This is a genomic window from Mesorhizobium sp. P2_E10 (genome assembly GCF_056404235.1).
In genome coordinates this window covers 486713-505284 of the sequence record NZ_JBFUEK010000002.1, presented here as the reverse complement: position 1 = coordinate 505284, position 18572 = coordinate 486713, and the positions used below count along the sequence as shown (strand labels likewise).

Sequence of the window (18572 nt, the reverse complement as noted above, 5' to 3'; positions counted from 1 at the left end):
CGATTATGTATATACATATTGAAACGCACTGCAAGTGCTATCATGCCATGAGACACAGAGAACCGGAGAGAAAAGTGACGGCGATCTTTGCAGAACAGGCGCTCCTGCCTGACGGCTGGCATGCCAATGTGCGGATCTCTACAAGCGACGGCCGCATCGCCAAGGTCGAGCTGGACACGTCACCGCTGCCCGGCGATGAGCGCCACGGCATTCTCTTGCCGGGCATGCCGAACCTGCACAGCCACGCCTTCCAACGCGGCATGGCCGGTCTCGCCGAATTGCGCGGCCCCTCAGCCGACAGTTTCTGGAGCTGGCGCGAGGTCATGTACCGTTTTGCGCTGTCAATGACGCCGGACCAGGTCGAGGCCGTCGCTGCCCAGCTTTATGTTGAGATGCTGGAGGCCGGGTTCTCGCGCGTCGGCGAGTTTCATTATCTCCACCACGACCGTGATGGAAAACCCTATGCCAATATCGCCGAGATGGCCGAACGCATCGCGGCTGCCGCTTCAGAAACCGGCATCGGCCTGACGCTGCTGCCGGTGTTCTATGCGCATTCGTCCTTCGGCGGTGCCGCCCCCAACGAAGGCCAACGGCGATTCATCAACGATGTGGGCAGGTTCGCGCGGCTTGTTGAGAAAGCCCGCGAATCGGTCCGCGCGTTGAATCACGCCGTGGTCGGCGTTGCTCCGCATAGTCTGCGTGCCGCGACGCCGGAGGAACTCACTGCAGTCGCCGCGATAACGCCCGATGGGCCGATCCATATCCACGTCGCCGAACAGGTCAAAGAAGTCGAGGATTGCCTGGCCTGGTCCGGGTCGCGGCCGGTCGAATGGCTGCTCGCCAATGCCAAGCTCGACCACCGTTGGTGCCTGATCCACGCCACCCACATGACCGAGGCGGAAACGATCGGCATGGCCAAAAGCGGCGCCATCGCCGGCCTCTGCCCGATCACCGAGGCCAATCTTGGCGACGGCACGTTTGCCGCACCTTTGTTCACGCAGCACGGCGGCCGCTTCGGCATCGGCTCCGATTCCAACGTGCTGATCGGCCTGCCCGACGAGTTGCGGCAGCTCGAATATTCGCAGCGCCTGGCGCACCGCGCCCGTAACGTGCTGGCCGTCGCCGGTGGCTCGACTGGGCGTGCTCTGTTTGATGCGGCACTCGATGGCGGTAGTGCAGCGCTTGGCGCCCGTCCGTCACGCATCGCTGCCGGTGCTCCGGCTGATTTCGTGTCGCTGGACGGCAACCACCCCTCGCTGACCGGCAAGAGCGACGATGCCGTGCTGGACGCCTGGATCTTCGCCAATGGCAGCAAGGTCGATTGCGTCTGGGTGCATGGCCAGAAACTGGTCAGCGGTGGCAGGCACGCGAGGCGCGATGCCATTGCCGCGCGCTTTCGCCAGGTAATGACGGTACTTGCGGCATGAGCATGATCGCGGCATTGGATGCGGAGGGTGGCGGCTCGCTCCACCAGCGCATCCTGTCCGACATCAGCGAAAAAATCCTGTCCGGCGCCTGGGCGCCCGGCCACCGCATCCCGTTCGAGCATGAGCTGACGGCGGAATATAATTGCTCGCGCATGACGGTGAACAAGGCGCTGTCGCAGCTAGCCAAGGCCGGGCTGATCGAGCGGCGGCGGCGCTCCGGCAGTTTCGTGCGCCGGCCGCAGTCGCAAGCGGCGGTGCTGGAAATCCACGACATCAGGATCGAGGTTGAGGCGCTCGGCCTGCCCTACCGCTATGAGCGGGTGGCGCGGCTGAAACGGCGCAGCAGCACCGACGATCGCAGCTTGCTGGAACTCAGCGCCGCAGGACCGGTTGTGGCGCTGGAATGCCGGCATTTCGCCGGCAAGCGGCCGTTCGCCCATGAACAGCGGCTGATCAACCTGACCGCCGTTCCTGAAGCTGCGGACGAAGAATTTCTCGGCACCGCCCCTGGCCCGTGGCTGATCGGCCGCGTGCCGTGGAGTGCGGCCGAGCACCGCATTCGCGCCATTGCTGCCGACAAGCACATTGCGGCGGCACTCGATATCGAAGCCGGCGCGCCGTGCCTGGTGGTCGAGCGCAGGACATGGAGCGCCGAGCACCCGGTGACGCATGTGCGCTTTATTTATCCGGCGGAGAGCCACACGTTGGTTGCAAGGTTCACGCCGTCGCAGGGGTGATTGATCTCCCCCCTTGTGGGGGAGATGTCCGGCAGGACAGAGGGGGGCGCCGTAGAGCGCGACTCTTGATTTTGCCTGCCTTGGAATTCTCCGAGACGGCACCAGTTAAGCTGCAAGGCTGGAGGGACAGCGCCCCCCTCTGCCCTGCCGGGCATCTCCCCCACGAGGGGGGAGATTGGCAGCTTCAACTTTGCCTCAAATCGCCGCAGTAATAATAATCTCGACCGTGTATTCCGGGCCGGCAAGCTTGGCCTCGCCTGTGGCGCGGGCGGGCGTGTTGCCTTGCGGCACCCACTTGTCCCATTCCTTGTTCATCTCGGCGAAGGTGCCCATGTCGGCCAGCCAGATGATCGCCTGCAGGATCTTGGTCTTGTCGGTGCCGGCCTTGGCCAGCAATTCGTCGATAGAAGCCAGGATCGACTTGGTCTGCTCGCCGACGCTTGCGCCGGGCGTACCGACCTGACCGGCGAGATAGACGGTGTTGCCGTGAATGACGATCTGGCTCATGCGCGGGCCAACATCGATGCGACGAATACTCATGGGATGTTTCCTTCCTTTTTGTCGGTTGCGCCTCTTTAGAGTCGCCGCCGGTTTCGGGCAAGGTCGCCCACGCGAATCCTTTTGAGCCAAGGCGTTCAAAAAGGCACACGGCAAGTTGACCGGGGCGCCGCAATTCCGCCGGATTGGCTTGTTGACTAATGTAATAACATCACATATCCAATCGGCCGCTGCCCGCTGCCGCCCGTATCGCCCACGGATCGTTGAATGACAACAAACTGCCTGACCTTCCGCGACCTGACGCTTGGCTATGGCAGCCACCCGGCGATCCATCATCTCGACGGCACCATACGCAAGGGCTCATTGACCGCCGTGGTCGGTGCCAATGGTTCGGGCAAGTCAACTTTGATGAAAGGTATCGTCGGCGTATTGAAGCCGATGGCGGGTGCTGTGACGCGGGCCCCCGGCGTGCGTGCCGCCTATCTGCCGCAGCAGTCGGAACTCGACCGCTCCTTCCCTGCCCGCGTCGTCGATCTGGTCTCGCTTGGCCTGTGGCCAAAGCGAGGCATGCTCGGCCGTTACACCAATGAAGATCGCGAGTCCGTCAGCCAGGCGCTGATGGCTGTCGGCCTCGGCGGTTTTGAGAAGCGGCCGATCGATACGCTGTCGGGCGGCCAGCTGCAACGCACGCTGTTTGCCCGCGTGCTGTTGCAGGACGCCGACCTGATCCTGCTCGACGAACCGTTCAACGCCGTCGACAGCAAGACGGTCGGTGACCTGATCGCGCTGATCAAGCGCTGGCACGGCGAGGAACGCACCATCATGGTCGTCGTCCACGACCTCGATCTGGTGCGGCAGAATTTCCCCGAAACGCTGCTTTTGGCGCGCCAGCCGATCGCCTGGGGCGAGACGAAGGAGACGCTGCGGCCGGAAAACCTGTTGCGCGCCCGCCGCTTCCACGAGGCCTGGGAAGAGAATGCGCCGTGGTGCGAGCCGGACGGCCACGATCACGCGCATGACCACAGCGGCCACGACCATGCTCATGGGCACGACCATGATCATGACCATCATCACGGCCCAGGACCGAGGGCGGCCTAATGGACTTTTTCTACGGCCTCTTCATCGCGCCCTTCGCCGATTTCGGCTTCATGCAACGGGCGCTGTTCGGCTCGCTGATGCTGTCGCTCGGCGCCTGCCCGGTCGGTGTGTTCCTGATGCTGCGGCGCATGAGCCTGTCGGGTGACGCCATGGCCCACGCCATCCTGCCCGGCGCTGCCGCCGGCTTCCTGCTGTACGGCCTGGAAATCCTGCCGATGACCATTGGCGGCCTGATCGCCGGCATCATCGTCGCGCTCGGCGCCGGCGCTGTATCGCGCTTCACCATCCAGCGCGAGGACGCCTCGATGGCGGCCTTTTATCTGATTTCGCTGGCCATCGGCGTGCTGATGGTGTCGATCAGAGGCTCCAGCGTCGATCTCATGCATGTGCTGTTCGGCACCGTTCTGGCGCTCAACAATGAAGCGCTGACGCTGATCGGCGGTATCGTGTTGCTGACGCTGGTCAGCCTCGCCATTTTCTGGCGGGCTCTGGTCGCCGAATGCCTCGACCCGCTGTTCCTGCGCTCAGTCAGCCGGCTCGGCAGCCCAGTGCATTTCATCTTCCTCGGCCTCGTCGTGCTCAACCTCGTCGGCGGTTTTCAGGCGCTCGGCACGCTTCTGTCGGTCGGGTTGATGATGCTGCCGGCCGCCGCCGCCCGCTTCTGGACGACACGTGTCGAGCCGATGTGCGTGCTGGCGGTGCTGATCGGCTTTGCCTCATGCATTGCCGGGCTGCTGTTGTCCTATCACGCCTCGCTGCCATCCGGCCCGGCCATCATCCTGTCGGCGGGCGTCGTCTACTTCGCTTCGATCCTGTTCGGCACGCGCGGCATTCTGCGCGCCCGCATCGTCCACCACCGTCACAGAACGGCCTGATCCCCCCTAACAAGGAGACCTCTAAATGCTGAAATCGATCCGCGCCGCCTTGGCGATGAGCGTTATAACATTATCCGCCTTTGGCGCTTCATCGGCCTTCGCAGCACCGCTGAAAGTGGTCGCCAGCTTCACCGTCATTGCCGATTTCGCCAAGAACGTTGGCGGCGACCGCATCGCTGTCACCACCATCGTCGGGCCGGATGGCGACGCCCATGTCTACGAGCCGAGCCCGGCTGACGCGGTGGCGATGGCGGGAGCCGATCTGGTGCTGGTCAACGGCCTGCATTTCGAAGGCTTTTTGCAGCGCCTGGTCGATGCCAGCGCCACCAAGGCCTCGATCGTCACCTTGACCAAGGGCGTGACGCCGATCGATTTCAAACCCGAATTCGCCGATGCCGATGCAGCCGAAGGAGCCGACACCGGCGGTGGCAAGACGGTCACCGATCCGCATGCCTTCCAGTCGATCGCCAATGCCAAGATCTACGTGAAGAACATCGCCGACGCCTTCTGCGCCGCCGATTCAGCTGGATGCGTCAGCTACCAGACCAATGCCGCCGCCTACACGAAGAAGCTCGATGCGGTCGAAGGCGAAGTGAAGGCGGCGATCGCCTCGATCCCTGAGGAAAAGCGCGTCGTCATCACCTCGCATGACGCTTTTGGCTATTTCGAGCACGCATACGGCCTGACCTTCCTCGCCCCGCAAGGCGTGTCGACCGACTCCGAGCCTTCGGCCGCCGACGTCGCCAAACTGGTCAATCAGGTCAAGCAGGACAAGGCCGCGGCGATCTTCGTCGAGAACATCACCAACCCGCGGCTGATCGAGCAGATCGCCAGCGAAACCGGCATCAAGGTGGGCGGCACGCTCTATTCGGATGCGCTGTCGCAGCCCGATGGCCCGGCCGCGACCTATATCGACATGATGCACAACAACATCGCCCAGATCAAAGGCGCGATCCTTGGCAGTTGATTGCCTGGCCATTTCCATTCGGTCGGGCTGAGACAGCCCGGCCGGATTCTACCTGACGGCAGTTGCCGATCCCATCAGGGAGTGGCAAGACTCCCTGCAAATCAGATTGCGAGGACAGTGCCATGGAATATCGTGAGATCAGCGAGGACTATTCGGTCTCGGGCCAGATCCAGCCCGAAGACGTCGCCGCCATCAAGGAAGCCGGCTTCAAGAGCGTCATCTGCAACCGGCCGGATAACGAGCAGCCAGGCCAACCCTCAGCCGGCACGCTCAAGGCCGCGGTCGAAGCCGCAGGTCTCGCCTTCCGCTACATCCCCGTCATCAGCGGCCAGATCACGGCCGAGAATGTCGAGGACCAGGCCGAGGCGCTCGACGAACTCGACGGCCCGGTGTTCGCCTACTGCCGCTCCGGCGCGCGCTGCACCAACCTTTATGGGCTGATCCAGCAGTCGAAGGGTTAGATCGGCAGCGCGCCGGTTTCCTTGAGCGTCTCCAGCACGATCGCCGTCTTCACGTGCTGTACGGATTCGTGCGGCAAGAGCACGCCGTTGACGAATTCCGACAGCGACTTGAGGTCGGGCGTCACCACTTTCAATATGTAGTCCATCTCGCCGGTCAGCGCGTGCGCTTCCTGCACCTCCGGCAGCCGCGCCAGCAGCTCGCCGAAGCGCCTGGCATTGTCACGGTTGTGGGTGGCCAATGTCACCGAGATGACATTGACCAGTGAAAAGCCGAGCTTGTCGCGGTCGAGCACCGCACGATAGCCCTTGATGTAGCCGTCTTCCTCCAGCCGCTGGCGGCGGCGCGAGCATTGCGACGCCGAGAGGTTCACCCGCTCCGACAGGTCGTTGTTGGTCAGCCGCGCGTCGCCCTGTAGAAGCGCCATTATCTTGCGGTCGAACTGATCGATACGCGTTTCATCCATGATCTTTATCCAATTCATGCACGACTTACGCATGATCTGATCATTTCAAGCGTTTGAATGCAAGCATCGTGCGACCGATCCGCGCTATGATTGCGCAAATGTGGCCCGATGCGGCCGCTGCCAGTTTTGGAGCACTGCCATGGGTCCCTTCCCGCACGACGCACCGCCCGCAAAGATCAGCGCCGCCAACCCGGCCGGCACAGACGGTTTCGAATTCGTCGAGTTCGCGCATCCGGAGCCGGAAAAGCTCGCCGAACTGTTCACCCGCATGGGCTATGTGGCGGTGGCCAGGCACCGCACTAAGGCCATCACCATTTGGCGGCAGGGCGATATCAACTATGTCGTCAATGCCGAGCCGGGCTCGCATGCAATGAAGTTCGTCGACAAGCACGGCCCGTGTGCCGCCTCGATGGCCTGGCGGGTGGTCGATGCCAAGCATGCCTTCGACCATGCCGTTGCCAAGGGCGCCACGCCGTATGAAGGCGCCGACAAGGCGCTGGATGTACCGGCCATTGTCGGCATTGGCGGCTCGCTACTCTATTTCGTCGAAACCTATGGCAAGAAGGGTTCGGCCTATCACGCCGAGTTCGACTGGCTGGGCGCGCGCGACCCGCGGCCGCAAGGCGTCGGCTTCTATTATCTCGACCACCTCACCCACAATGTCTATCGCGGCCAGATGGACAAATGGTGGGCGTTCTACCGCGAGCTGTTCGGCTTCAAGCAGATCCATTTCTTCGACATTGACGGCAAGATCACCGGCCTGGTCAGCCGGGCGATTACCTCGCCCTGCGGCAAGATCCGCATTCCGCTGAACGAATCCAAGGACGAGACCAGCCAGATCGCCGAATATCTGAAGAAGTACAATGGCGAAGGCATCCAGCACATCGCCGTCGGCACCGACGAAATCTACGCTGCCACCGACAAGCTGGCCGACAACGGGCTGAAGTACATGCCCGGTCCGCCGGAGACCTATTACGACATGTCGTATGACCGCGTGAACGGCCATGACGAGCCGATCGAGCGGATGAAGAAGCACGGCATCCTGATCGACGGCGAAGGCGTGGTCGACGGCGGCATGACCAAGATCCTGCTGCAGATTTTTTCGAAAACCGTGATCGGCCCGATCTTCTTCGAGTTCATCCAGAGGAAGGGCGACGAAGGCTTTGGCGAAGGCAATTTCCGCGCCCTCTTCGAATCGATCGAGCAGGACCAGATCAAGCGCGGCGTGATCAAGGTCGACGGAAAAGCGGCCTAGCGCTCAGATTACCAACGTCGAGCTGCCCCTCACCTGCCTGCCGGCATCCTCTCCCCGTAAACGGGGCGAGGGACGCTGTTGCGACTGCTTTCGCGAAGTGCCACCGTCGGAGAAGATGGCGCCGGCGTTGCGGCCAGCCTTTTTCGCCCCGTTTACGGGGAGAAATGCCCGGCAGGGCAATGAGGGGCGGCGCCAACATTGGGAAGCGGTCGATCACAGTCCCAGACGCTCGACCTCTTCCTTCCTCACCTTCAAATCATAGTCGAGCAGAAACTCATCCAGCTGCGGTGGCGCGACCGAGGTGCCGGACAGCATCGCGTGCACCTGGCCGCGGTGATGGATGTCATGCAGGAAAACGTGGGCGAGGATGTCGCCGATGCGCTCCGGGATCATGCCATCCTCGCGCCGGTCGGTGGCGACCTGACGGTCGAGATCCCCCGCCGATAGGCGGTCGCAGAACGCGATCAGGCGCCGGTCGGCCGCGACCTGCGCGGCAAACAGCGCCTCAGGTTCGTCGATGAGCAGGAAATCGTCATAAGCGGCCGCCCCCACACCACCCTCCTCGAGGAAATCGAGATAGAGATGATCGACCGCGAGGATGTGGTTGAGCGTTGCCTTGAGCGACGGAAAAAAGCTGGTGCGTTCGGCTTCGAATTCCCCGGGCTTGAGCTGCAGCACGGCGCGGTAGAGCCGGTCGTTCGACCAGAGATTGTTGCCGGCCATGCGGCGCAGATGGTCGAGCAGGTTCATGATTTCATCCGGCCGACCGGACCAGATACAAGCCAGCCCACATAAGCACGAATCCGGCGAGAACGATCAGCAAAAGCCTGTTCATGCGCTGGCGCAGCGCCTGTGTTTCCTCATCCCGCGCCACATTCGTGTTGGTGACGGTGTGGAACATCATCGCCTTGCGTGGAAAACCGCTGCGATTGGTCAGGTCAGGCGAGCGCGCCTCGATGCGGTAGCTCAGCCGGATCGCCTGGATGAAGACCGCCAGTATGGCAAGCGCCCAGACGCCGGCCAGCAGATAGAACGCCTCGCCTGTCATTCACTTATCCCTCGTACTTCTCGACCTTCTGCTCGATGGCGCCGAAGACCGAACTTCCCGCCCTATTCTTCATCTCGATGCGCACCGTGTCGCCAAAGCGCAGGAACGGCGTTTTGGGTTCGCCTGCTTCTATGGTCTCGATCATGCGCAATTCGGCGATGCAGGAATAGCCGGCGCCGCCCGCCGAGACCGGCCTGCCCGGCCCGCCATCGAGCTTGTTGGAAACGGTGCCGGAGCCGATGATGGTGCCGGCGGCCAGCGGTCGCGTTTTCGCGGCATGGACGATCAGCGCCGGGAAATCGAAAGTCATGTCGACGCCGGCATTGGCGCGACCGAACGGCTTGCCGTTGAGATCGGCGAGCAGCGGCAGGCTGACCTTGCCGCCATCCCAGGCGTCGCCGAGTTCATCCGGCGTCACCGCGACCGGTGAAAAGGCCGAAGACGGCTTTGACTGGAAGAAGCCGAACCCTTTCGCCAGTTCCGGCCCGGTGAGCGCGCGCAGCGTGACGTCGTTGACCAGCATGACCAGCCGGATCGAGGCCCTTGCCTCGTCAAGGCTCGCGCCCATCCGCACGTCGTCGACAATGACGGCGACCTCTCCCTCCATGTCGATGCCGAAGGCCTCGTCGGCCATACGGATCGGGTCGCGCGGCGCGATGAAGGAGTCCGAGCCACCTTGATAGATCAGCGGGTCGGACCAGAAGCTCGCCGGCATCTCAGCCCCGCGCGCTTTTCGCACCAGCTCGACATGGTTCACATAGGCCGAGCCATCCGCCCATTGATAGGCGCGCGGCAGCGGCGAATGGGCGTCATGCTCGTGAAAGCGTGCCGAGGGCACCGCATTGTTCTCTAGGGATTCCGCGATTGTCGCGAGGTGCGGCGAAATCCTGCGCCAGTCGTCGAGCGCGGCCTGCAGCGTGCGCACCAGGAACGAGGCATCGGTGAAGCGCGTCAGGTCGCGCGAGACGACGACGAGCTTTCCGTCGCGCGTCCCGTCCTTCAATGTGGCAAGCTTCATGCGGTTTCCTCTCCTGCTGCGGCTTTGGCGCCGCTTAACTCCACAACAAGGCCGTCGCGGGCAATCGTCAAGTCGCCGGCCCATGTTTTCCTGACAGCGGTGGTCCAATCGGCCTCGCCGATCTCGGCATCGTCGGCCGGGATGAGGTGGTTGAGCACCAGTCTCTTCACGCCGGCATCGCTGGCGATGCGCCCTGCCTGCTCAGCAAAACTGTGGCTGGCGAGCAGATGCTCCTTCAGCCGAGCACCGTTGCCGGTCTTGGCGACGAGCCGCTCGATGCCTTGTTCCAGCATGGCTTCATGGACGAGGATGTCGGCGCCCTTGGCGAAATCGGCGAGTGGCGGGAAGAACGCCGTGTCGGCGGAGAAGACAACGCTTTTGCCCGCATGGTCGAAGCGCAGCGCAAAACAGTCAGTCACTGGCGGATGGTCGACGCGCAGCGCCGAAACCTTCAGGCCGCCCTCCTCGATTACCTTGCCTTCGCCGAATTCAACGATCGAAACCATCTCCCTGACATCAGGTCGGCCTTCGTCGACGATGCGGATGTCGATGTCGAACGCCATCGCCTGGCAAAAATGCTGCCAGTAGAGCCGGGTGCCGGGTGGCCCGAACACCGTCACCGGCGTCGCCAGCCCCGCCGTCCAGGCGGTGTGGATCAGGGCCCCAAGTTCCAGCATATGGTCGGAATGCTGATGGGTGATGAAGATCAGGTCGAGCGCCTTGAGGCTGATGCCGGCATCGGCCAGCCCGCGCGTCACGCCAAGTCCGCAATCGACCACGATGCTGCGGCCGCCGAATTCCAGCAGCGATGAACTCGGCCACGGCCCACCCGGCCGGATCGCCGGGCCGCCCTTCGAGCCGAGAAGCACCAGCCGATCGCGCCCCAGATCAGCGCTCAAGACCAGTCGCCCTCGGGCGTGCCATTGAAACGCTTCTTCAGATCGGCCCAGCAGTCGATGTAATTGTCCTGCCGGGTTTCCAGCTCGGCGCCGTAGCGGGTCAGCATTTGCGGGTAGCGGGTCTCGAACATGAAGGCCATGGTGTTGTCGAGCTTGACCGGTTTCAGCTCGACTTTCGAGGCCTTTTCGAAGCCTGAGGCATCCGGCCCGTGCGCCAGCATCAGATTGTGCAGGCTGATGCCCCCGGGAACGAAGCCTTCCTCCTTGGCATCGTACTGGCCATGGATCAGGCCCATGAACTCGCTCATGATGTTGCGGTGGTACCAGGGCGGCCGGAACGTGTCCTCGGCCACCAGCCAGCGCGGCGGGAAGATGACGAAGTCGATGTTGGCGGTGCCCTCCTCGCCGCTCGGCGCGGTCAGCACGGTGAAGATCGACGGATCGGGATGGTCGAACAGCAGCGCACCGACCGGCGAAAAGGTCGCCAGATCATATTTGTAAGGGGCATAGTTGCCGTGCCAGGCCACGACGTCGAGCGGCGAATGGCCGATCTCGGTGACATGGAAATTGCCGCACCATTTCACCGTCAGCCGGCACGGCGTTTCCTTCTCCTCGAACCAGGCGCAAGGGGTCTTGAAATCGCGTGGGTTGGCCAGGCAATTGGCGCCGATCGGGCCGCGATCCGGCATGGTAAGCTTGGCGCCATAATTCTCACAGACATAGCCGCGCACTTCGGCATCGACGAGCTCCACCTTGAACACCAGCCCGCGCGGCAGCACGGCGATCTCGCCGGGCCTCAGCTCGATGACACCCATTTCGGTGACGAAGCGCAAAGCGCCGACCTGCGGCACGACCAGCAATTCGCCATCGGCGTTGAAGAAATGGTCGTCGACCATCGATTTATTGGCGACATAGACATGCGCCGCCATGCCGCTCTGCCCGAGCACGTCGCCGGCGGTGGTGATCGAGCGCATGCCGGCGATGAAATCGGTCGGCTCCTTCGGCATCGGCACCGGGTTCCAGCGGTACTGGCCGAGCGCCAACTCGTGGTCGCCGACATTTGGGGCGGTTTTCCACAGTGGATAGTTGGCTGCCTTGAAGCGGCCGGTGTGCTTCACGCTTGGCCGGATGCGGTAAAGCCAGGAGCGCTCATTGGTGCCGCGCGGCGCGGTGAAGGGCGAGCCGGAAAGCTGTTCGGCATAGAGGCCATAGGCCGGCCGCTGCGGCGAGTTTCGCCCCTGCGGCAGCGAACCCGGCAGCGTTTCGGTTTCGAAATCGTTGCCGAAGCCCGGCATGTAGGAATAGGCCATCGCTTCCTCCCTTGCGCATCCGCGAAGATGTGAGGCATCGCCGTGGATTGACCAAACTGGTTTCGTTTGTAACCATCGAAAATGTAACCATCAATGGCGACTTTGAAAAATGGCAAGCAAGGATGAAGCTTCTGACGAGCCTGAAGTTCTCGATCTGGAGAACTTCCTGCCCTACAGGCTCTATCGGCTTGCTGACGCCGTCAGTCGCGAGTTCTCGCGCGTCTACAAGGAGCGCCATGGCCTGACCCGGCCCGAATGGCGGACACTTTCAGGGCTGGGACAGCGCGGCACTATGACTGCGACGGCTCTCGGCGAGCAGTCGGCCATGCACAAGACCAAGGTATCGCGGGCGGTGGCGGAACTCGAGCGAAGGCGCTGGCTGGTTCGCACGCCGAGCGAGAATGATCGGCGAGTGGAACATTTGGCGCTGACCAAGGCGGGGCTCGCCGCCTATCGGGAGATGGTGCCGCTGGCGAAGGCGTTTGAGAGGGAATTGCTGGCGAGGCTGAGCGCGGAAGAGCGGGCGGCGATTGTCAGCGGTGTGACGGCACTGGAAGTGGCGTTGTCCGTTCCGTAGCGATCCTTCACACCCCCCTCTGTCCTGCCGGACATCTCCCCCGCAAGGGGGGAGATCAGATGTCACGAAGGCTTTCGCCAATCTCGAACGTTCCAGAAATCAGCAAGGCGGCGAGGCTGCTAATCTCCCTCCTTGCGGGGGAGATGGCCGGCAGGCCAGAGGGGGGTGCTGTCCCTCCCTCGTCTCCAATAGGAGGCGCGACTCGGCCCGCCTACCAGTCCATCACCACCTTGCCCGAACTGCCGTTCCTCATCGCATCAAACCCCGTCTGGAAATCGTCAATACCAATGCGATGCGTGATCAGGCCCGACACGTCGAGCGGCCCCTGTACCAGTGCGATCATCTTGTACCAGGTCTCGAACATCTCACGCCCGTAGATGCCCTTGAGATGCAGCATCTTGAAGATGACCTTGTTCCAGTCGATCTCGAAGCCGGTCGGCGCGATGCCCAGAATGGCGATCTTGCCGCCATTGTTCATGGTGTCGATCATGTCGCGGAAAGCGGGGGCGGCGCCCGACATCTCCAGGCCGACGTCAAAACCCTCGGTCATGCCGAGCGCCGGCATCACGTCGCGCAACCTTTCTTTGGAGGCGTCGACGACATGCTGGACGCCGAGCTTCCTGGCCAGAGCCAGCCGCACCGGGTTGATGTCGGTGATGACCACCTTTCTAGCGCCGACGCATTGCGCCACCAGCGCGCCCATGATCCCGATCGGCCCGGCGCCGGTGACCAGCACGTCCTCGCCGACCAGATCAAAGGACAGAGCGGTGTGGACGGCGTTGCCCAGGGGATCGAAGATCGCGGCGATCTCGTCCGGCACATTGTCGGGGATCGGCACGACATTGTGCTGCGGGATCGCTAGATACTCGCCAAAAGCGCCGGGACGGTTGACGCCGACGCCGAGCGTGTTGCGGCACAGATGCCCCCTGCCTGCCCGGCAATTGCGGCAATGGCCGCAGACGATGTGGCCTTCACCGGAAACGCGCTGGCCGACCTTGTATTCCGTCACCGCCGCGCCGAAGTCGGCGACTGTGCCGACAAATTCGTGGCCGGTGACCATCGGTACCGGCACTGTCTTTTGCGCCCACTGGTCCCAATTGTAGATGTGGACGTCGGTGCCGCAGATCGCAGTCTTCTTGATCTTGATCAGCACGTCGTTGGGGCCGATCTCCGGCACCGGCACCTCTTCCATCCAGATGCCCGGTTCGGCCTTGGCCTTGACCAGCGCCTTCATCATGTTCGACATGCTTTTGTCCCTTGAATCTCTTGATCCGGAATCGCTTTTCGCTTCCGGCCTTTCAGGAAATGACCCCGAGTTCGCGCCCGACGGCAGCAAACGCCTCGACCGCACGGTTGATGTCGGCGCTGGAGTGCGCCGCCGACATCTGTGTGCGAATGCGCGCCTGGCCCTTTGGCACCACCGGGAAGGAAAAACCGATGACGTAGATGCCGCGCTTCAGCATGCGCGCCGCCATCTCTTGCGCCAGCGTCGCGTCACCCAGCATCACCGGGATGATCGGGTGATCGGCGCCGGCAAGCGTAAAGCCGAGCTTACCCATCTGCGACCGGAACTGCTCCGCATTTGCATAAAGCCGTTTGCGCAGACCGTCACCATCCTTGACCAATTCGAACACCTTGATCGAGGCGCCGGCGATCGCCGGCATCAGCGTATTGGAAAACAGATAGGGCCGGGAGCGCTGGCGCAGCCAGTCGACCACCTGCCTCTTGCCCGATGTGTAGCCGCCGGAAGCGCCGCCCAGCGCCTTGCCGAGCGTGCCGGTGATGATGTCGACCCTGCCCTCGACGCCGCAATGTTCGGCCGAGCCGCGGCCGTTTGCGCCGACGAAGCCGACGGCGTGGCTGTCGTCGACCATCACCATCGCCCCGTATTTGTCGGCGAGATCGCACACGCCCTGCAGATTGGCGATGATACCGTCCATGGAAAAGACACCGTCAGTGGCAATCAACCGGAAACGGCAGTCCTTTGCCTCCTTCAGCCGGGCTTCGAGATCCGCCATGTCGTTGTTGGCGTAGCGGAAGCGTTTGGCTTTTGACAGCCGCACGCCATCGATGATCGAAGCGTGGTTCAGCGCATCGGAGATGATCGCGTCCTCTTCGCCGAGCAGCGTTTCGAACAGGCCGCCATTGGCGTCGAAGCAGGAGCCGTAGAGGATGGTGTCGTCCATGCCGAGGAACGAGGAAATCGTCGCTTCGAGCTGCTTGTGCTCTTCCTGCGTGCCGCAGATAAAACGCACCGACGCCATGCCGTAGCCGTAGCGGTCGAGCGCCTGCTTGGCGGCATTGCGCAACTCGGCGCTGTCGGCGAGGCCGAGATAGTTGTTGGCGCAGAAGTTCAGCACCTTGTCGCCGCCGACCTCGATCTCAGCCGATTGCGTGGAGGTGATCACCCGCTCGGATTTGTAGAGCCCGGCCGATTTCAGCCCGGTGAGCTCGCTGTCGATATGGGAGAGGAATGAAGCGGTCATGATCAAGCCCTTTTGAGAGTGTGCAGGACTGTCGCCCCGCAGGTGCGAAAAATCCATCGCAAAAGCGACGGCTTCGGTGGCACGACAAAGCTCAACCACAACGCGCAGCGACGGCATGGATTGCATGCTGAAGTAGCATCCAGACAAATACAGCTGGATCATGAAAGCACATGATAACCATTTCGGCAGCTTTCCTCGGCGGCTTTGCTGGCCAGTGCACCGGCTTCCGGACCTGTTAACCCTTTCACGCCAATGGTCTTCTCGCCAGGAACCTATGGCAGGAATCCGTTGACCGGAGGGTCACCCAGAAATGTCGCAGCAGCCAGTGCATAGCGTCTCGCGCAAGCTGATCATGGTAATCAAGAGCGGCTACTGGCTGGCGCTGATTATCATCGCGGCCATGGTGATGGCCTCTTTCATCCTGCTGCAGCAGATGATGGCGGCGCAACAGCATAATGATACGCTGCTCGACATCGTCAGCACCGAGAAGGCGCTATCGCAGCGCATCGTCTTCCTTGCCAGCGCAACAGGTGCCGCCTCACGCGACAAGCAGCCGGCGCTGGTTAGCGCGCTCAAGCAGGCGACCGTGGAGTTCGAGACGAATTACGATCTGTTGCTCGACCAGACTGGGGCCGATCCGCTGTCGCCGGCACGGCTCGATCCAAAATCGATCGAGAGCGTGCTTTACACCAAGCCGTTTCACCTCGATTATTTCTCGGTCGGGCTTATCGCCAATAGCCAACGGCTGATCTCGTCGTTTGAATCCCAGCTCACCTTGGCTAGCAATGGCGGCTACAAGGGCGGCGACGAGCGCGTTAATCTCGACGCCTCCGTCGCCAACGCGACGCTGTCCGGCTATGCGGCGCTTGGCCAGCGCATCAGCACCTATGCCGACGAGCGGTCGGAAAAGCTCCTCGATCTCCACCGCACGCTGTTCTACTCCACCATCGGCGTCATCGTGCTGGTGGCGCTGTTCATCTTCCGGCCGATGTCGAAAGCTATTCTGCGCAAGACGCATGAACTGGTCGATGCGCGCAATTCGATGGCCTTCATCGCCGTGCATGACGGGCTGACCGGCCTGCACAACCGCACCTTCCTGACCGATCATTTCGAGACGCTGATCAAGGGCGCGCATCGACGGCGCGAGCGCCTGGCGGTGATCCAGCTCGACCTCGACCGGTTCAAGCAGATCAACGACACGCTCGGCCACGCAGCCGGCGACTATGTGCTGGTCGTCACCGCGCAACGCATGCGAGACGCCTGTCGGGCTTCGGATCTGTGCGCGCGCCTCGGCGGCGACGAGTTCGTGATGATCCTCAACGGCGCCGGCGGCACCGAGGACATCAACATGGTCGCCAGGCGCATCCTGGAGCAGATCAACGAACCGATCACCTTTCAGGGCACGACCATCCTTCCGGGCGCCAGCGCCGGCATAGCCGTCTATCCGATCGACGCCGACAATGCGCAGGATCTGCTCGTCCACGCGGACCTCGCCCTTTATTCGGCCAAGAAGCTCGGCGGTGGCAGCTTCTCTTTCTTCTCCGAGGAATTGCGGCGCGAGCTCGACTATCGCAAGCAGCTCGAGCACGACATCAAAGTCGCCATTTCGGAGAGTGCCTTCCAGGTCTACTTCCAGCCACAGGTTTCGCTCACCGATGGCACGATCAGCGGCATCGAGGCATTGGTGCGCTGGAAGCATACCGAACGCGGCATGATCTCACCCGGCGAATTCATCCCGGTCGCCGAAAAATGCGGCTTCATGCCAGAAATCGGCCGCATCGTCATCGCCAAGGCGATCAACGAGGCCGCAGAATGGGACCGCGCCGGCATCGCTTTCGGGCGTCTTGCCGTCAACGTCTCTGGCACCGAACTGCGTGAGCCCGATTTCGACAGGTTCCTGTTCGACACGCTGGAGAAGGCAGGTCTCGCGCCGCAGAAACTGTCGCTGGAAATCGTCGAATCCGTCATTCTCGACGACGAAAAGACGGGAATCGCGGCGAAGCTCAGGCACATCCGTGCGGCCGGCGTTCACCTCGAACTCGACGATTTCGGCACCGGCTACGCCTCGCTCAGCCACGTCAATCCGAACGAGATCGACCGGCTGAAGATCGATCGCCGTTTCGTCCAGAACATCAACGAAAACGGTGACAACACCAAGATCGTGCGCGCCATCACCGAGCTTGCGCGTGGCCTCGGCATCTCGATCGTCGCCGAGGGCGCCGAAACCGAAGCCGAACTCGATTCGCTGATGGCGATCGGCTGCGACCAGGTGCAGGGCTATTCCATCGCCTTCCCGATGCCGCAGGACAAGGCGCGCGAATGGCTGTTGGCCCGCGCCCCAAAAAAGAAGGCCAAGCTCAAGGTGTTGCAGGGCAGCCTGGCTTAAGGATGGCAGAGCCACGCACGACAGTCACCCGGCGCTAGCGTTCCACATTCGCCCGCAGCGCCGCCAGCACCTCGGCAAACTCAGCCAGCCTCTCCTCCGGCAATCCCGTCCGCAGCCGCTTGTCGAAGACAAGTGCTGCCGCGCGTAGTTTGAGGAACATCGCCTCTCCGGCTGTAGTCAGCTCGACCAGATGAACACGGCGGTTCTCCGGATCGCGGCGCCGCGTCAGCAGGCCCTGCGTCTCCATGGCGTTGAGATGGTGGGTCAGCGTCGCGCCCTGGATGCCGATCATGCCGGCCAACTCGCGCTGGTTGGCCAGTTCCCGGGACTTGACCGAAAGCAGAGTGAGCCAGACCGGCAGCGTGCCGCCGGCCTCGACCAAAGCAGCGTCGAAGGCCTGAGCGACAAGTTTGGCGGTGCGGCCGAGATTCATGCCGACTGGCGGGCGGTCAAAGGGTGTCATGAGCAGACACTAGAGCAATGGATATGCGGATGGAACTGGCTCGGTCAAAAACATTGACATCGAATCATTCGATATCTAACTTTGTGATCTGCAGCAGGCAAAAGAGGAATGCGATCATGCAATATGTCACTATCATCGTTCTCGGTCTTCATGTCATGGCCGGCGTGTTCTGGGCCGGCACGACCATCACACTGGCCCGCGACCCAGACATAAGGGCTGAGCGCTTCATCCAACCGCAATTGGGCGCAGCCGGCATGGTTTTCCTGACCGGCGCGCTGCTCTGGTATTTCTTCCATGGCGCCTATTTCGGCTCGATGGAGCGGGTGCTGGCGCTGGGCATCGTCACCGCCTTTGCGGCCGCCGGCGTTCTAAGCGCCCTGGTTCGTCCCGCCACCAGGCAGCTTGCCGGCGCGGATGCGGCGACTGAATCCCACCTGCGCGCGAAGATGGCACGGGGCGAGCGCATTGCCGCCTGGCTGCTGGTCATCACGGTGCTCTGCATGGCCGTCGCCAGAATGTTTTGAGCGTCGCTGCCGCAGTCGCAGCTCACAGGATCGCACGCTGCCGGCGCCACGCTGGCGACGTGCGCGGCGCGCAGACCGG

The 18572-nt window shown here is 62.5% G+C and carries 20 protein-coding genes; 10 read left to right on the top strand and 10 right to left on the bottom strand.

Going from position 1 to position 18572, the window contains the following annotated elements; all coding sequences use genetic code 11:
• The first annotated feature begins 74 nt into the window (after positions 1-74).
• Both AC1D0N_RS07185 and hutC read left to right on the top strand, forming a co-directional pair.
• Positions 75-1427 carry a formimidoylglutamate deiminase gene (locus tag AC1D0N_RS07185; protein WP_477242740.1) on the top strand — a complete coding sequence of 451 codons (1353 nt, stop codon included), beginning with the start codon at positions 75-77 and terminating at the stop codon, positions 1425-1427.
• Positions 1424-2164 (top strand): histidine utilization repressor, encoded by a 741-nt coding sequence (gene hutC, locus AC1D0N_RS07180; protein WP_477242739.1) that lies wholly within the window; start codon positions 1424-1426, stop codon positions 2162-2164. Before AC1D0N_RS07185 ends, hutC begins: the two co-directional genes overlap by 4 nt.
• Positions 2165-2359: 195 nt before the next feature.
• On the opposite strand, the gene AC1D0N_RS07175 is transcribed toward hutC, so the two are convergent.
• Entirely contained in the window at positions 2360-2704 is a 345-nt protein-coding gene (locus AC1D0N_RS07175; RefSeq protein WP_354459415.1) for a RidA family protein, read from the bottom strand.
• Between the two features lie 225 nt (positions 2705-2929).
• On the opposite strand from AC1D0N_RS07175, the gene aztA reads away from it, so the two are divergent.
• From aztA to AC1D0N_RS07155, 4 genes are all read left to right on the top strand, one after another.
• On the top strand, positions 2930-3760 hold the full coding sequence (gene aztA / locus AC1D0N_RS07170) for a zinc ABC transporter ATP-binding protein AztA (RefSeq protein WP_477242738.1): 831 nt from the start codon (positions 2930-2932) through the stop codon (positions 3758-3760).
• Entirely contained in the window at positions 3760-4635 is an 876-nt protein-coding gene (gene aztB, locus AC1D0N_RS07165) for a zinc ABC transporter permease AztB (protein WP_477242737.1), read from the top strand. Before aztA ends, aztB begins: the two co-directional genes overlap by 1 nt.
• Before the next feature lie 25 nt (positions 4636-4660).
• Positions 4661-5602: a zinc ABC transporter substrate-binding protein AztC gene (gene aztC, locus AC1D0N_RS07160; RefSeq protein WP_477242736.1), complete on the top strand. Its 942-nt coding sequence runs from the start codon at positions 4661-4663 to the stop codon at positions 5600-5602.
• Positions 5603-5724: 122 nt separating this feature from the next.
• Complete coding sequence (locus AC1D0N_RS07155) at positions 5725-6063, top strand: protein tyrosine phosphatase family protein (protein WP_477242735.1); 339 nt, start codon at positions 5725-5727, stop codon at positions 6061-6063.
• Here the strand turns inward: AC1D0N_RS07155 and AC1D0N_RS07150 are convergent.
• On the bottom strand, positions 6060-6527 hold the full coding sequence (locus tag AC1D0N_RS07150; RefSeq protein ID WP_477242734.1) for an Lrp/AsnC family transcriptional regulator: 468 nt from the start codon (positions 6525-6527) through the stop codon (positions 6060-6062). The genes AC1D0N_RS07155 and AC1D0N_RS07150 overlap by 4 nt on opposite strands.
• A gap of 139 nt (positions 6528-6666) precedes the next feature.
• Here AC1D0N_RS07150 and hppD point away from each other — a divergent pair, with 139 nt between their 5' ends.
• Complete coding sequence (gene hppD, locus AC1D0N_RS07145; protein ID WP_477242733.1) at positions 6667-7782, top strand: 4-hydroxyphenylpyruvate dioxygenase; 1116 nt, start codon at positions 6667-6669, stop codon at positions 7780-7782.
• 213 nt (positions 7783-7995) lie between these two features.
• On the opposite strand, the gene AC1D0N_RS07140 is transcribed toward hppD, so the two are convergent.
• The 5 genes from AC1D0N_RS07140 to hmgA are packed head-to-tail and all read right to left on the bottom strand — an operon-like array spanning position 7996 to position 12057.
• Positions 7996-8532 carry a DinB family protein gene (locus AC1D0N_RS07140; RefSeq protein WP_477242732.1) on the bottom strand — a complete coding sequence of 179 codons (537 nt, stop codon included), beginning with the start codon at positions 8530-8532 and terminating at the stop codon, positions 7996-7998.
• Positions 8533-8536: 4 nt separating this feature from the next.
• Positions 8537-8830, bottom strand: a complete 294-nt coding sequence (locus tag AC1D0N_RS07135) for a hypothetical protein (protein WP_477242731.1) — start codon at positions 8828-8830, stop codon at positions 8537-8539.
• A gap of 4 nt (positions 8831-8834) precedes the next feature.
• Positions 8835-9848: a fumarylacetoacetate hydrolase family protein gene (locus AC1D0N_RS07130; protein WP_477242730.1), complete on the bottom strand. Its 1014-nt coding sequence runs from the start codon at positions 9846-9848 to the stop codon at positions 8835-8837.
• A complete protein-coding gene (locus AC1D0N_RS07125; protein WP_477242729.1) occupies positions 9845-10747 on the bottom strand; it encodes an MBL fold metallo-hydrolase in 903 nt (300 codons plus the stop codon). The genes AC1D0N_RS07130 and AC1D0N_RS07125 overlap by 4 nt, the downstream gene beginning before the upstream one ends.
• A complete protein-coding gene (hmgA, locus tag AC1D0N_RS07120) occupies positions 10744-12057 on the bottom strand; it encodes a homogentisate 1,2-dioxygenase (RefSeq protein ID WP_477242728.1) in 1314 nt (437 codons plus the stop codon). The genes AC1D0N_RS07125 and hmgA overlap by 4 nt, the downstream gene beginning before the upstream one ends.
• Before the next feature lie 109 nt (positions 12058-12166).
• Between hmgA and AC1D0N_RS07115 the strand changes: the two genes are divergently transcribed.
• Positions 12167-12634 carry a MarR family winged helix-turn-helix transcriptional regulator gene (locus AC1D0N_RS07115; RefSeq protein ID WP_477242727.1) on the top strand — a complete coding sequence of 156 codons (468 nt, stop codon included), beginning with the start codon at positions 12167-12169 and terminating at the stop codon, positions 12632-12634.
• Between the two features lie 211 nt (positions 12635-12845).
• Here the strand turns inward: AC1D0N_RS07115 and tdh are convergent, their stop codons facing one another.
• Together tdh and AC1D0N_RS07105 are read right to left on the bottom strand one after the other, a co-directional pair.
• Entirely contained in the window at positions 12846-13880 is a 1035-nt protein-coding gene (gene tdh, locus AC1D0N_RS07110; RefSeq protein ID WP_477242726.1) for an L-threonine 3-dehydrogenase, read from the bottom strand.
• Positions 13881-13932: 52 nt separating this feature from the next.
• Positions 13933-15120 (bottom strand): glycine C-acetyltransferase, encoded by a 1188-nt coding sequence (locus tag AC1D0N_RS07105; RefSeq protein WP_477242725.1) that lies wholly within the window; start codon positions 15118-15120, stop codon positions 13933-13935.
• 310 nt (positions 15121-15430) lie between these two features.
• On the opposite strand from AC1D0N_RS07105, the gene AC1D0N_RS07100 reads away from it, so the two are divergent.
• Entirely contained in the window at positions 15431-17506 is a 2076-nt protein-coding gene (locus tag AC1D0N_RS07100; RefSeq protein ID WP_477242724.1) for a putative bifunctional diguanylate cyclase/phosphodiesterase, read from the top strand.
• Between the two features lie 34 nt (positions 17507-17540).
• Here AC1D0N_RS07100 and AC1D0N_RS07095 read toward each other — a convergent pair whose 3' ends face one another.
• A complete protein-coding gene (locus AC1D0N_RS07095) occupies positions 17541-17969 on the bottom strand; it encodes a MarR family winged helix-turn-helix transcriptional regulator (protein WP_477242723.1) in 429 nt (142 codons plus the stop codon).
• A gap of 116 nt (positions 17970-18085) precedes the next feature.
• Here AC1D0N_RS07095 and AC1D0N_RS07090 point away from each other — a divergent pair, with 116 nt between their 5' ends.
• Positions 18086-18493 (top strand): hypothetical protein, encoded by a 408-nt coding sequence (locus AC1D0N_RS07090; protein WP_477242722.1) that lies wholly within the window; start codon positions 18086-18088, stop codon positions 18491-18493.
• The last annotated feature ends 79 nt before the right edge of the window (positions 18494-18572 follow it).

Coding starts and splice junctions, on each gene's coding strand:
- hutC (WP_477242739.1), top strand. CDS start 1,424: ATGAGCATGATCGCGGCATTGGATGCGGAGGGTGGCGGCTCGCTCCAC.
- AC1D0N_RS07175 (WP_354459415.1), bottom strand. CDS start 2,704: ATGAGTATTCGTCGCATCGATGTTGGCCCGCGCATGAGCCAGATCGTC.
- aztA (WP_477242738.1), top strand. CDS start 2,930: ATGACAACAAACTGCCTGACCTTCCGCGACCTGACGCTTGGCTATGGC.
- aztB (WP_477242737.1), top strand. CDS start 3,760: ATGGACTTTTTCTACGGCCTCTTCATCGCGCCCTTCGCCGATTTCGGC.
- aztC (WP_477242736.1), top strand. CDS start 4,661: ATGCTGAAATCGATCCGCGCCGCCTTGGCGATGAGCGTTATAACATTA.
- AC1D0N_RS07155 (WP_477242735.1), top strand. CDS start 5,725: ATGGAATATCGTGAGATCAGCGAGGACTATTCGGTCTCGGGCCAGATC.
- AC1D0N_RS07150 (WP_477242734.1), bottom strand. CDS start 6,527: ATGGATGAAACGCGTATCGATCAGTTCGACCGCAAGATAATGGCGCTT.
- hppD (WP_477242733.1), top strand. CDS start 6,667: ATGGGTCCCTTCCCGCACGACGCACCGCCCGCAAAGATCAGCGCCGCC.
- AC1D0N_RS07140 (WP_477242732.1), bottom strand. CDS start 8,532: ATGAACCTGCTCGACCATCTGCGCCGCATGGCCGGCAACAATCTCTGG.
- AC1D0N_RS07135 (WP_477242731.1), bottom strand. CDS start 8,830: ATGACAGGCGAGGCGTTCTATCTGCTGGCCGGCGTCTGGGCGCTTGCC.
- AC1D0N_RS07130 (WP_477242730.1), bottom strand. CDS start 9,848: ATGAAGCTTGCCACATTGAAGGACGGGACGCGCGACGGAAAGCTCGTC.
- hmgA (WP_477242728.1), bottom strand. CDS start 12,057: ATGGCCTATTCCTACATGCCGGGCTTCGGCAACGATTTCGAAACCGAA.
- AC1D0N_RS07115 (WP_477242727.1), top strand. CDS start 12,167: ATGGCAAGCAAGGATGAAGCTTCTGACGAGCCTGAAGTTCTCGATCTG.
- tdh (WP_477242726.1), bottom strand. CDS start 13,880: ATGTCGAACATGATGAAGGCGCTGGTCAAGGCCAAGGCCGAACCGGGC.
- AC1D0N_RS07105 (WP_477242725.1), bottom strand. CDS start 15,120: ATGACCGCTTCATTCCTCTCCCATATCGACAGCGAGCTCACCGGGCTG.
- AC1D0N_RS07100 (WP_477242724.1), top strand. CDS start 15,431: ATGTCGCAGCAGCCAGTGCATAGCGTCTCGCGCAAGCTGATCATGGTA.
- AC1D0N_RS07095 (WP_477242723.1), bottom strand. CDS start 17,969: ATGACACCCTTTGACCGCCCGCCAGTCGGCATGAATCTCGGCCGCACC.
- AC1D0N_RS07090 (WP_477242722.1), top strand. CDS start 18,086: ATGCAATATGTCACTATCATCGTTCTCGGTCTTCATGTCATGGCCGGC.